An 11,525-nucleotide genomic window follows, 5' to 3' on the forward strand; every position below is an offset into this window, starting at 1 on the left:
TGAAAATGGTAACGGAAAAAACGTTAAGAACTTGTGAACAGGGACACGAGTACTATAAAAGTAGCGATTGTCCAACTTGCCCAGTCTGTGAGAAAGAGAGAAAACCAAAAGAAGGTTTTCTCTCTCTTCTTTCAGCGCCAGCAAGAAGGGCATTAGAGCACCGTGGAATTCAAACTGTAGAAGAACTCTCAAAATATAGTGAAAAAGAAATTTTAAAACTGCATGGTATGGGACCTGCGTCTTTGCCGAAGCTTAGGAAGGCTTTGGAGGAGAGTGGGTTATCATTTAAATAAAATGAAATAGTGCCTCTTCACTACTTACGTGTTTATACCACTATTTGTGGACAGTGAAGCTCTTGCTTATTAAAATTTCATTTTAATAATTTTGAATTACATAAAAGAAAAAAGTAGGAGAATATCTCCTACTTTTTTTACGCTGTTCCAATCTGATCTTGATCTGCCACATCAGAATCAAATGTATTCGTTGCACTAACACCGTTAAACGTATTCACGACAAACCCAACATTGGAAGCTCCAGATCCGTTATAGGCTTTCGTGTTTTCTTTCGGAGATACGTTATAAAAATCTCCTAAGTTGAAAGAGCCGTTACTGTTTTGCACGACGAGATTTCCTACAACTGAAGGCATACCATCCACCTACTTTACTAAGCTTTTTAATTACTATATGAATTATTGTGCGGAAGGTTCATCCGTAATATATTGGCGGATTTGTATAATACGAGAGTTATTAAAACCATAATCAACATTTCCAATTTGAAAGCAACCAGAATTTAAAAGTGTCCGCAATTCAACGTTATTCACTTCAATAAAAGGGCATTCATTTACAATATTTAATTTTACATCTGTCGTTCGTTTTGGAATTGTAATGTGTTCATCTGTAAAGATTTCAAAAGCATCAAAGCGACCTTCTCCCCGTATATAAAAAGGAATTTCACGGTGGACGGCAATAGCTCTACTTTTTAATTCCATTTGGTTTGCATCTCCAACTTGAAATACGGCAGTAATCCCTAAAGAAATAATAGAAACATTTTGGACAATGGACACATGATGCAACATAATTTTTCAGTCTCCTTAACCTGGAGTAGGAGGGACATCTGTTACTAATGGTACAAATGGACCCTCTGTAACTGTTTCAAATGGTGTATCGAGAATAGAAGATAGAATGAGGAGATTTGCATCTCCAATTAAAAAGAGTGCGGACGACGATACACCGTTCATTTTAATCTGTCCGACTTTTAACTCACGGTTTACAACGTTAAGGTTCATACATACTTACTCCTTTCGGAAATTTCCCGGTATGTGCTGAATAAAGGAGAGAAAGGCTTTGTCAATATCTTGTTTCATTGCCTGAATAATGATATCTCGTAAATAATCTGGATCTGTTGAAATACCTTCATATGATTGCGCTTGTGATAAATAATAAGGGAGTCGATGCTCCATCTGTTTTTTTATGTCATCCACCATCATTTGTCGATACATTTCATCAAGCGGTGTTCTCTCTTCTTGTTCAAAATGGAGAATACGATTATATGCTTCTTCATCTAAGTATCGATGCATTTCTTGGAGGATACCTTGATAAAAGTCTGGGTTTGTTTCGGTTTCAGGGTTTACCTTCAATGTTTCTGTATCCACTTGAAAATCTTCAATTTGTTGTCCTTTTGCTGAAAATGGGTTTAAACCAATATTTAAAGTACCATTTAAATTTTCGACTTTTAATTGATCGAATTTGTATTCCACTTTTCCTACAGAAGAGGAGGGGCGATTTTTTAATTCGTTAAGCTCTTCTTGGAGTTGGCGCACTTGATCTTCTAAATTTAGGATGGCTGCTTGTTGTGTTTGAAGAGCTTGTTGAAGTTGGTGTAAGTAAGTATATATATCTTGATTCATTTGTGAAACCTCCTTTTCAATAGGGAGGGTAAAAATATTCCTGCTATATATTTATGACAAGGATGTCTTAAGAAGAACTAGTTGATGGTTTGATAGAAATAATTTGTCCTTTTGCCTGTAATGGGCGAAGCGGTTCCGTAAATCCGCCCGTATTTGAAAATTTAGATAGGGCTTTAATACTTCCGGCAGTACCAATTTGGAACACAGAAGAGGTTGTAATGCTATCAATTTTAATACTGTTGATGATGATACTTTGGTTTACATAAAAATTCAATGCAATTGCCTCCTTTAAGTTGAGCCAATTATCGCTTGATCGATTACATCTGAATCGTTGACAGTCGTTGCACTTTGATAATTGTAGACAGAAACATTATCTCCAACGTTGAAAGAGCCGGCCCCGGCGAAAGCACGTGAGTAACTAATAGGCCTAATCGCAAATACATCTCCAATATGAAAAATACCACTTGATCCAATATTGACGATACGAATATGTCCGACCATAGCTGGCATACAAAACACCCTTCGTTTTTAAAATTTTCTTTTCTACTATTGTATGGGCGTTTCCAATAAAATGTGTATTTTTTTGAAATAAAAGAAACACACGCATTATTGCGTGTGTGTTTTGAACGTTTGATTAGGGTGTAAATCCGTATGTACATGACAAATTACATTTAAGAGCCTGTCCAGTTCTTGGCTACAATCCACTGTTTTTTGAGAAGTCATTCCATAGCGTTCAGCAAAATAAATCATTTTTTCACGTTTTTTTTCAATCGCTTGCTCAAACATTGAAATCGGCTCCATCTCTAAATGAAATTTTTAGTATATATGTAGTACATATTATACAAAAACTTCATAAAAAAGAAATGCATTCGCTAAAAAAAGTAAAATTTCTACATTTTATGCCAAATGATAAAGGGGTAACGAATAGGGGATGAGAAGAATATTGTAAAAATTAGCGTGCATGAGAAGGTTTTTTTCTTGCGGATGCGAATACAATTAAAGGGTATGAGTTTTAGGATGGAGAGTGGAAATATTGCGTTTTGTAACGGCGAAGAAAGAAGAAAAGGTATTTGTAGGTATTGTAGATGAAGAAGAAGAAAAGGTATTACACTTAAGAGAAGCGCAAAGACAAAAAGGGGAAAAGGTTACAATCCCTATTACAATGTTAGAGTGTATTGAAAGAGGGACTGAATGCTTTGAGAAAGTATGTGAAATTGTAAATTGGGCAAAAGAGAACGGGGAAGCGGCGTATTATCCGTTAACAGAGGTGAAAATATTAGCGCCGATTCCAAGGCCAAGAAAGAATATTTTGTGCGTTGGAAAAAACTATCGTGAGCATGCGGTAGAAATGGGCGGAGTAGAGTCTATTCCAGAAAATATAATGATCTTTACGAAAGCCCCAACAACAGTTATTGGCATAAATGAGCAAATTAATGGTCACCCTCATGCAACGGACGAACTAGATTATGAAGGAGAATTAGCTATCATTATTGGTAAGCGAGGGAAGCAAATAAAAAAAGAAAAAGCGCTTGAGCATGTTTTTGGTTATACGATTATCAATGATGTAACAGCTCGAGACATTCAAAGAAAACATAAACAGTTTTTCCTTGGGAAAAGCTTCGATACATTTTGTCCGATGGGACCGTATTTAATTCATAAATCGGTGGTTAATGCGCCGAATGCATTACACATTGAAACGGTAGTAAATGGAGAAGTAAGGCAAACTTCTAACACAAATAAAATGATTTTTTCAATAGAAGAAATTATTTCAACGATAAGTAAAGGAATGACTTTAGAACCAGGTGATATTATCGCAACAGGAACGCCGGCTGGTGTCGGAAAAGGTTTTACACCACCGAAGTTTTTACATGCTGGTGATGAAGTGGTCATTACAGTAGAAGGAATTGGTACTTTACGAAATGTAGTGAAATAAAGAAAAGAGCTATCTTGTTAAAAGATAGCTCTTTTTTTATGGCCTTGGGTTATAGAGGTAATCGATAACGGCAAAAGTGTAAAGACCAATGAATGCAAGTGTACAAATGCCAAATAGTATAACCGTAAGTGTGCTTTTTTCTCGTCCAAAACCAATGATAGTAAGAATAACAGCAGTCCAAAATGATGCTTTCAGTAGTGTGAGTGTAGTAGGAGTTGAGTAATGAAGCCATGTTGTGGAAAGTAGGAAACCAAAGAATGTAACTAAAATAAAAGCTGTAGCTAAATAGTTAATATGTTTACCATATCTTAATAGCATGTCGCACCTCCTTTACGATTTTAAAATACAGAAAATTACAATTTCATCTTAATATAAATGAATATAAAAAGAAAGAGGTTGTCCCAACATGTCGGACAACCTCTCTATCATTACGATAATACAGCTTTAATTTTTTGGAATGCCCACTCTAAATCTTCTTCAGAGATTACTAGAGGTGGTGCGATACGAATTACATTTTCGTGTGTTTCTTTACATAATAGACCAGCTGCTTTTAGTTGTTCACAGTAAGGACGAGCTGGCTCGTTTAATTCGATACCGATGAATAAACCTTTACCACGAACTTCAGTGATCATTGGGTTATCAATCTCTTTTAATTGCCCAACTAATTTTTCACCTAATTGAAGAGAACGCTCTGTTAATTTTTCTTCTTCTAACACTTCAAGAGCCGCGATAGAAACAGCACATGCAAGTGGATTACCACCGAATGTAGAACCGTGAGAACCTGGCTCAAATACACCTAAAATGTCGCGGTTTGCTGCTACGCAAGAGATTGGGAACACACCGCCGCCAAGTGCTTTACCAAGTATGTACATGTCAGGAGTTACATTGTCCCAGTCACAAGCAAATACTTTACCAGTACGGCCTAAGCCAGTTTGGATTTCATCTGCTACAAATAAAACGTTTTCTTTTTTACATACTTCAAAAGCTTCTTTTAAGTAACCAGTTGGTGGGATATTAATTCCTGCTTCACCTTGAATTGGCTCTAAAATGAATGCTGCTGTGTTTGGTGTAATTGCGGCTTTTAATGCTTCTAAATCACCGTAAGGAATTACAACGATGCCAGGAAGCATTGGACCGAATCCACGCTTGTACTCTTCATTTGAAGACATAGAAACAGAACCCATTGTACGTCCGTGGAAGTTATCTTCACAAACGATGATTTCAGCACGGTTTGCTTCCACTTTCTTCACATCATAAGCCCAGCGACGAACTGTTTTAATTGCAGTTTCAACAGCTTCAGCACCTGTATTCATTGGAAGTACCATTTCTTTATTAGTTAGTTTCGCAACTTTTTCGTACCAAGGACCTAATTGATCGCTATGGAAAGCACGAGAAGTTAACGTAACACGATTAGCTTGGTCAATTAAAGCGTTAATAATTTTCGGGTGACGATGACCTTGGTTTACTGCAGAATATGCACTTAATAAGTCCATATAGCGGTTTCCTTCAGGATCTTCTACCCAAACACCTTCTGCTTTAGAAATAACGATTGGAAGTGGGTGATAGTTATTTGCTCCGTATGTGTCTGTAAGTTCGATAATATCCTTAGTTTGAATCATGATTGTTCCCCCTTTTGTTATTACAAGAAGTTTGTAAATACTCTAAATATTATAGCATTTAAATGTAAAAAAGCGAAACATTTCCTGAAAATAAATGAACATGTTATCATATAGAGTGAAAAAGTGTGAAAAGAGGAGGTAAGGGATACGATGGTACATATGCATATTACAGCATGGGCGTTAGGTTTAATTTTATTCTTCGTTGCGTATTCACTTTATTCAGCAGGAAGAAAAGGGAAAGGTGTACATATGGGGCTTCGCCTAATGTATATCATTATTATTGTGACAGGCTTCATGTTGTACATGAGTATTGTGAAGACAGCAACAGGTAGCATGCACATGTGGTATGGCTTAAAAATGTTAGCTGGTATTTTAGTTATCGGTGGAATGGAAATGGTTCTTGTGAAAATGAGCAAAAACAAACCAACAGGGGCGGTTTGGGGCTTATTTATTGTTGCGCTAGTAGCAGTATTTTACCTTGGGCTGAAATTACCGATTGGCTGGAAAGTATTCTAATAAAAAATAAAGCCACCTTATAATCTCAAAGACTTGGGAGATTATAAGGTGGTTTTTTACTTTATCCCGTAAACATCAGATTGGTGAAGGCTAATAATCAGTGGGCTCCCCCGCTGATTAAAGTTTCACTTTATGTCGCATCGATATGCAACTCTTCTCCATTTACTTTCGTAAAACGGAACATATTTTTATTTGACGTAGTGTGACGGACGAAATGGTGCTGCAGTGTACAGATCATTTCTTCGTTATCAAACAAAAGAATATTTACTCCTTCGCGTGACTCCTCTTGCGGTAAGAAAGATAAATAATTATGACAATACATGCAATCATATAAAGAGTAGTGAAGTGATTGCAATGATTCGGTTAATAATGTGAAGACAGAGTCAGGTAATTCCTCCAGCCATTCATTATAGCTAAGAAGTAACTTTTTTCGAATACGTATCATTTCACCATTTTGCAAATGGTGTTGCTCGTTGGCGATTTGTAATACATCTTGTTCATAGAAACGGGCTGGTAGCCAATTGTTATTATACAAAATTTCAAACCCATCTTCGGCAATATCTTCTAATAAAAACGCTTCATCATTTTCATCATCAAAGAATACCCACTCATTGTTTATATATTCTACATTACCGACTGTATGAGCACGGGGCTGATTATATAAAATATGTTTACGTTGTATCATACACGATTTCTCCTTTATGAAAAGTAGTTATTCCTGTTATAGACAGTTCGTGCATTCTTTATAACTAGACACATATAGACATAGGTGGGCATACAATAAAACACGTTTTACTGAGTGAAAATGCTATTCCATATGTGGATAGTAGGTTATCGTCAAGTTTTTCATTTTTTTGATCCACACTCACAGGGTGGGGATTACTGCACGTTCGAGAAAAGAAATAAGATGGAAGGATGATTTATATGTGCGGGATTACAGGATGGGTGGATTATAAACGCTCATTAGAAGGAGAAAGAGATGTCGTTACGAAGATGGCTGAGACGTTAGCGAAACGGGGGCCGGATGATAATAAAGTTTGGATTAAAGGAAATGTCGCATTTGGGCATAAGCGGTTAATCGTTGTGGATCCTGAGGGCGGTAAACAGCCGATGACTTGTTTAAAAGATGAAACGAATTACGCCATTTGCTATAACGGTGAACTTTATAACACAGAAGACATTCGAAAGGAATTATTAAGAAGAGGATATACGTTCAAAGGTCATTCTGATACAGAAGTATTATTAGCTTCTTATATTGAATGGAAAGAAGAATGTGTCGATCATTTAAACGGTATATATGCGTTTGCAGTATGGGACGAACAGAAAGAACAAGTATTTATTGCGAGAGATCGATTAGGTGTAAAGCCACTTTTTTATAAATATGATAGCGGACGCTTACTATTTGGTTCGGAGTTAAAAGCGATATTGTCGCATCCAGATGTGAAGGCGGAAGTAACGTTAGAAGGATTATCAGAAATATTCGGGCTCGGACCGTCAAGAACGCCTGGCCACGGTATTTATGCTGGTATAAAAGAATTGCGTCCAGGTCATGCGATGACATTTTCAAAGAACGGTTTGTGTATATGGAGATATTGGAATGTAGAAAGTAAAAAACATGAAGACTCTTTTGAAGAAACAGTAGAGAAAACGCGCTTTTTATTACAAGATGCTATTACAAGACAGCTTGTTTCTGATGTACCACTATGTACTTTTTTATCGGGTGGTGTAGATTCGAGCGCTATTACAGCTATTGCAGCGAAAGAATATGAGAGATCGGGAAAAGGGCAATTACACACGTATTCTATTGATTACGAAGATAATGACAAATACTTTAAAGCGAATGCATTCCAGCCAAATTCAGATGCTCCGTTTATTAATTTAATGACTGAGACATTTCAAACAACCCATCATCGCTGCGTCATTTCGAATGAAAAATTAGCAGAGTATTTAACTGAAGCAGTACTCGTTCGTGATTTGCCTGGTATGGCAGATATCGATTCGTCATTATTATGGTTTTGCCGAGAAATTAAACAAGATTTTGTCGTTGGCTTATCTGGAGAATGTGCAGATGAAATATTTGGTGGATATCCGTGGTTTTATAGAGAAGATGATTTACAATCGAGTGCATTTCCGTGGATGCGTTCTACAGAGGCACGTGAACAACTTCTAAAAAAAGAATGGAGAAATAAATTAAATTTACAACAATATGTACAAAGGCGCTATGAAGAGTCGATTCAAGAAGTTCCTATTTTAGAGGGGGAAAGTCCGCTAGAAGCAAAAAGACGCCAATTATTTTATTTAAATATGATATGGTTTATGACAACATTATTAGACAGAAAAGACCGCATGAGTATGGGAGCGAGCTTAGAAGTACGTGTTCCATTTGCAGATCATCGTCTTGTCGAATATGCGTGGAATATTCCTTGGGAAATGAAAATGTATAAAAACCGCGAAAAAGGTCTATTACGTAAAGCGTTAGAAGGTGTACTTCCACATGACATCTTATATAGAAAGAAGAGTCCTTATCCGAAAACGCACAATCCGCACTATACAAAAGCAGTAACAGTATGGCTTCAAAATCTATTAACGGATAAAGGTTCAATTTTACACGAACTGTTTGATAAAGAGCAGTTGAGCGGATTAATTCAGTCTGGCGGCAGTGCATTTCAAACACCATGGTTTGGTCAATTGATGACTGGGCCACAGCTTTTAGCTCATTTAGCACAAATTCACGTTTGGTTTAAAGAATATGGGGTAAATATTAAAGAATAGGAGAAAAGCGACTTACTTTATAAGTAAGTCGCTTTTTCAGAGTGTTGGGAAACCCTTTAGGGTTCCCAACACTCTGGAATCTTTTTTGATTTTAGCGAATAAAAACAACATAAAATAATAGAATTTTAAAAAATAGCCCTCCACCTGACCCTTTTTGGTCAGGTGGAGGGCTATTTTTTTCATGTTTTGACAAGCTGCGGTGAGATAAGCTTGCATTTGGACAGACTTCAGCCCTCGAAACCGGGCATAGCGGTAGCCATGTAGTTCTTTGGCGTCTGCAAAGCTTCGCTCTATAGTGGAACAGCGTACTTTATACAACCTTTTCCCTGTAGCTGTTAGCTTGTTTTTTCTAGCAATATCCTTATATTTCTCCCACACATGATGAGTGATAACTTTTTGTTTTTGTTTCTTTGAAAAGCACACCTCACGTAACGGACAAACAGCGCAGTCTTCTGGATTCGATTTGTATTGACGGTATCCTTCACGATCAGTTGTTACATATTCTAGAATACATCCCATCGGACAAGCGAAAACATTCATTTCTTCTACATATTTAAATTGGCTTTTCGGTACTTCTTTATTCCGTTTTCCAAATCGGCGATACCCCATCACCATAAATATATTCCGTTCTGATAGTTTCTTACAGATATATCCTGTAAAATAGCCAGCATCAAGGGCAACAGCTTCTACTTTGAAGTCGAATTTATCAATCTGAGCTTGGAGGCGTGCTAAATACGGCTCGGAATCTGCCATATTTCCAGCCGTTACATAGGTATCTGTAATAATATTGTACTTCGCATCAGTCGTACGATGATCCAAGAAATGAAAACCATTTGGTTTTCCATCTCTCATTAAAAATCCACTATCTGGATCCGTTGTACTTATACGAGTTTTTTTGGTAGGGGTATCACTTTCCTTTCTAGGTTTTAATTCTTTTTTCCATGTACCTCACGATCTTCGATTACCGCAGCTTCTAGCTCGTCTATATAAAACTTTGCTTTTTCTTTTTTATATTTATGTACAAATTTATTTTTATTGGCATTGGCCTTAATATGTGTAGAATCTGTCATCAGTGCACGTCCTCCTACCATCCGGTGCTCCGTCGCTTGTCTCACAATCTCATCAAAAATTTCTTCGAAAATATTTGTATGAATAAAACGAGTACGACGATTCCAACTGATTGTAGAGTGATCCGGAATAGTATCCGATAGAGAAAACCCTAAAAACCAACGGTAGGCAATATTCGTTTTAATTTCCTTTTCCAATTGACGCTCAGAACGAATACCGTAAAAATATCCAATAAACATCATCTTAAATAAAACAATAGGATGAATGGACGGGCGTCCATTGTTTTCACAGTAATAAGGGCGTAACTTCTCTTCAATAAAATCAAAACTAATTGTCGCTTCAATTGCACGAAGGAAATGATCTTGTGGAACCAACTCTTCTACAGAAACAGATACACGCTCATCACGATGATTTTTTAAAGCACCCATCATAAAAAATCTCTCCTTTTCCTCTTTTTTATCAGTGTTGACACATAAAAAGAGGTTCAGACACAAAAACAGGCTGTGGAGAAGACTTTCTCCACAGCCTGGAAAAGCGACTTACTTTATAAGTAAGTCGCTTTTTATTAAATAAATTGTCATATAAAATTCAGAATCATATTAGAAAAAATCCTTATTTAGAATAATTATCTTTACGTATTTATTATTAGTTGTTATAATTGGAAACAAATGTTTTTGAAAAAGATTCTCATTTATAAAATTGAGGTGTTATATAGATGAAAAAGAAAAAAATAGGTTTACTCGTAATGGCGTATGGAACACCAGAATCATTAGACGATGTAGAGGCGTATTATACACATATCCGTCACGGGCGTAAGCCATCAGAAGAAGCGCTTGAAGATTTAATTGGGCGCTATAAAGCGATTGGTGGAATTTCGCCGCTTGCAAAAATTACGAAAGAACAGGCGCATAAATTAACAGATTCAATGAATAATATATTTACAGAGTATGAATTTACTTGTTACTTAGGTTTAAAACATACTGCTCCGTTTATAGAAGATGCTGTAGAAGAAATGAAGCGTGATGGGATTGAGCAAACGATTAGTATCGTATTAGCGCCGCATTATTCTACATTTAGCATTAAAGCGTATAATGACCGTGCTATTCGTCTTTCAAAAGAAATCGGTGGTCCTGTTATTGAATCAATTGAACAATGGTATGATGAACCGAAGTTTATTTCGTATTGGGCAGACCAAATAAAAGAAACGTTTACAGAAATTGATGATAAAGAGAAAGCAGTCGTAATTTTTTCAGCGCATAGTTTGCCAGAAAAAATTATTGCAGCAGGAGACCCATATGTAGAACAACTAAAGCATACGGCAGATTTAATTGCAGAAGCTGCAAATATTCAAAACTATACAATCGGTTGGCAAAGTGCTGGGAATACTCCAGATCCGTGGATTGGTCCAGATGTGCAAGATTTAACGAAAGATTTATATGAAGAGCATGGGTACGAATCTTTCATATATTGCCCAGTTGGTTTTGTAGCGGAGCATTTAGAAGTTTTATATGACAACGATTATGAATGTAAAGTTGTAACGGATGAATTAAATGCCAAATATTTTAGACCAAATATGCCGAATGCGCAATCTGCATTTATCGACTGTTTGGCTGAAATTGTTTCCAAAAAAGTGAAGGAAATAGTTGACAAAGATCTAGTTTTGAATAATAATTAGTTTATAATAATTTTAAATAAATAATAATTACTATGA

At 36.4% G+C, this 11,525-nt stretch carries 15 protein-coding genes and 1 pseudogene; 5 read left to right on the forward strand and 11 right to left on the reverse strand.

The window, feature by feature from the left end; translation table 11 throughout:
• Positions 1-5: 5 nt before the first annotated feature.
• On the forward strand, positions 6-293 hold the full coding sequence (locus AC3WVZ_RS04285; RefSeq protein WP_000255728.1) for an RNA polymerase alpha subunit C-terminal domain-containing protein: 288 nt from the start codon (positions 6-8) through the stop codon (positions 291-293).
• 137 nt (positions 294-430) lie between these two features.
• Here AC3WVZ_RS04285 and gerPF read toward each other — a convergent pair whose 3' ends face one another.
• From gerPF to AC3WVZ_RS04320, 7 genes are all read right to left on the reverse strand, one after another.
• Entirely contained in the window at positions 431-646 is a 216-nt protein-coding gene (gene gerPF / locus AC3WVZ_RS04290) for a spore germination protein GerPF (RefSeq protein ID WP_001141566.1), read from the reverse strand.
• Between the two features lie 42 nt (positions 647-688).
• Positions 689-1,075 carry a spore germination protein GerPE gene (locus AC3WVZ_RS04295; protein WP_000902324.1) on the reverse strand — a complete coding sequence of 129 codons (387 nt, stop codon included), beginning with the start codon at positions 1,073-1,075 and terminating at the stop codon, positions 689-691.
• A gap of 15 nt (positions 1,076-1,090) precedes the next feature.
• Positions 1,091-1,285, reverse strand: a complete 195-nt coding sequence (gene gerPD / locus AC3WVZ_RS04300) for a spore germination protein GerPD (protein ID WP_001052807.1) — start codon at positions 1,283-1,285, stop codon at positions 1,091-1,093.
• 6 nt (positions 1,286-1,291) lie between these two features.
• Complete coding sequence (gerPC, locus tag AC3WVZ_RS04305; protein ID WP_001070760.1) at positions 1,292-1,906, reverse strand: spore germination protein GerPC; 615 nt, start codon at positions 1,904-1,906, stop codon at positions 1,292-1,294.
• Positions 1,907-1,973: 67 nt separating this feature from the next.
• Positions 1,974-2,180: a spore germination protein GerPB gene (gene gerPB / locus AC3WVZ_RS04310; RefSeq protein ID WP_001012508.1), complete on the reverse strand. Its 207-nt coding sequence runs from the start codon at positions 2,178-2,180 to the stop codon at positions 1,974-1,976.
• A gap of 14 nt (positions 2,181-2,194) precedes the next feature.
• Positions 2,195-2,416, reverse strand: coding sequence for a spore germination protein GerPA (gene gerPA / locus AC3WVZ_RS04315; RefSeq protein ID WP_001111187.1), 222 nt, complete (start codon positions 2,414-2,416; stop codon positions 2,195-2,197).
• Between the two features lie 96 nt (positions 2,417-2,512).
• The gene (locus AC3WVZ_RS04320) at positions 2,513-2,692 is read right to left on the reverse strand and encodes an aspartyl-phosphate phosphatase Spo0E family protein (RefSeq protein WP_000462841.1); all 180 of its coding nucleotides are present in this window, start codon (positions 2,690-2,692) and stop codon (positions 2,513-2,515) included.
• Between the two features lie 247 nt (positions 2,693-2,939).
• On the opposite strand from AC3WVZ_RS04320, the gene AC3WVZ_RS04325 reads away from it, so the two are divergent.
• Positions 2,940-3,839: a fumarylacetoacetate hydrolase family protein gene (locus AC3WVZ_RS04325; protein WP_001213071.1), complete on the forward strand. Its 900-nt coding sequence runs from the start codon at positions 2,940-2,942 to the stop codon at positions 3,837-3,839.
• Between the two features lie 36 nt (positions 3,840-3,875).
• Here the strand turns inward: AC3WVZ_RS04325 and AC3WVZ_RS04330 are convergent, their stop codons facing one another.
• Both AC3WVZ_RS04330 and rocD read right to left on the reverse strand, forming a co-directional pair.
• Positions 3,876-4,157: a hypothetical protein gene (locus tag AC3WVZ_RS04330; RefSeq protein WP_065382234.1), complete on the reverse strand. Its 282-nt coding sequence runs from the start codon at positions 4,155-4,157 to the stop codon at positions 3,876-3,878.
• A 110-nt stretch (positions 4,158-4,267) separates the two neighbouring features.
• A complete protein-coding gene (gene rocD, locus AC3WVZ_RS04335; RefSeq protein ID WP_000616662.1) occupies positions 4,268-5,458 on the reverse strand; it encodes an ornithine aminotransferase in 1,191 nt (396 codons plus the stop codon).
• Positions 5,459-5,608: 150 nt separating this feature from the next.
• Here rocD and AC3WVZ_RS04340 point away from each other — a divergent pair, with 150 nt between their 5' ends.
• Positions 5,609-5,974 carry a YisL family protein gene (locus AC3WVZ_RS04340; protein ID WP_000233494.1) on the forward strand — a complete coding sequence of 122 codons (366 nt, stop codon included), beginning with the start codon at positions 5,609-5,611 and terminating at the stop codon, positions 5,972-5,974.
• Between the two features lie 130 nt (positions 5,975-6,104).
• Here AC3WVZ_RS04340 and AC3WVZ_RS04345 read toward each other — a convergent pair whose 3' ends face one another.
• A complete protein-coding gene (locus tag AC3WVZ_RS04345; protein ID WP_000616046.1) occupies positions 6,105-6,659 on the reverse strand; it encodes a DUF2777 domain-containing protein in 555 nt (184 codons plus the stop codon).
• Positions 6,660-6,898: 239 nt separating this feature from the next.
• Here AC3WVZ_RS04345 and asnB point away from each other — a divergent pair, with 239 nt between their 5' ends.
• Positions 6,899-8,746 (forward strand): asparagine synthase (glutamine-hydrolyzing), encoded by a 1,848-nt coding sequence (gene asnB / locus AC3WVZ_RS04350; RefSeq protein ID WP_000334000.1) that lies wholly within the window; start codon positions 6,899-6,901, stop codon positions 8,744-8,746.
• 129 nt (positions 8,747-8,875) lie between these two features.
• Here the strand turns inward: asnB and AC3WVZ_RS04355 are convergent.
• Positions 8,876-10,245 (reverse strand): annotated as a pseudogene (locus tag AC3WVZ_RS04355) (IS1182-like element ISBth7 family transposase); the annotation flags it as partial.
• Between the two features lie 284 nt (positions 10,246-10,529).
• Between AC3WVZ_RS04355 and hemH the strand changes: the two are divergent.
• The gene (hemH, locus tag AC3WVZ_RS04360) at positions 10,530-11,489 is read left to right on the forward strand and encodes a ferrochelatase (protein ID WP_000727377.1); all 960 of its coding nucleotides are present in this window, start codon (positions 10,530-10,532) and stop codon (positions 11,487-11,489) included.
• The last annotated feature ends 36 nt before the right edge of the window (positions 11,490-11,525 follow it).

This window comes from Bacillus sp. CPT56D-587-MTF, assembly GCF_058792335.1.

Excerpts from the sequence above, each read along its gene's own strand:
- AC3WVZ_RS04285 (WP_000255728.1), top strand. The coding sequence starts at position 6 with ATGGTAACGGAAAAAACGTTAAGAACTTGTGAACAGGGACACGAGTAC.
- gerPF (WP_001141566.1), bottom strand. The coding sequence starts at position 646 with ATGCCTTCAGTTGTAGGAAATCTCGTCGTGCAAAACAGTAACGGCTCT.
- AC3WVZ_RS04295 (WP_000902324.1), bottom strand. The coding sequence starts at position 1,075 with ATGTTGCATCATGTGTCCATTGTCCAAAATGTTTCTATTATTTCTTTA.
- gerPD (WP_001052807.1), bottom strand. The coding sequence starts at position 1,285 with ATGAACCTTAACGTTGTAAACCGTGAGTTAAAAGTCGGACAGATTAAA.
- gerPC (WP_001070760.1), bottom strand. The coding sequence starts at position 1,906 with ATGAATCAAGATATATATACTTACTTACACCAACTTCAACAAGCTCTT.
- gerPA (WP_001111187.1), bottom strand. The coding sequence starts at position 2,416 with ATGCCAGCTATGGTCGGACATATTCGTATCGTCAATATTGGATCAAGT.
- AC3WVZ_RS04320 (WP_000462841.1), bottom strand. The coding sequence starts at position 2,692 with ATGTTTGAGCAAGCGATTGAAAAAAAACGTGAAAAAATGATTTATTTT.
- AC3WVZ_RS04330 (WP_065382234.1), bottom strand. The coding sequence starts at position 4,157 with ATGCTATTAAGATATGGTAAACATATTAACTATTTAGCTACAGCTTTT.
- rocD (WP_000616662.1), bottom strand. The coding sequence starts at position 5,458 with ATGATTCAAACTAAGGATATTATCGAACTTACAGACACATACGGAGCA.
- AC3WVZ_RS04340 (WP_000233494.1), top strand. The coding sequence starts at position 5,609 with ATGGTACATATGCATATTACAGCATGGGCGTTAGGTTTAATTTTATTC.
- AC3WVZ_RS04345 (WP_000616046.1), bottom strand. The coding sequence starts at position 6,659 with ATGATACAACGTAAACATATTTTATATAATCAGCCCCGTGCTCATACA.
- asnB (WP_000334000.1), top strand. The coding sequence starts at position 6,899 with ATGTGCGGGATTACAGGATGGGTGGATTATAAACGCTCATTAGAAGGA.
- hemH (WP_000727377.1), top strand. The coding sequence starts at position 10,530 with ATGAAAAAGAAAAAAATAGGTTTACTCGTAATGGCGTATGGAACACCA.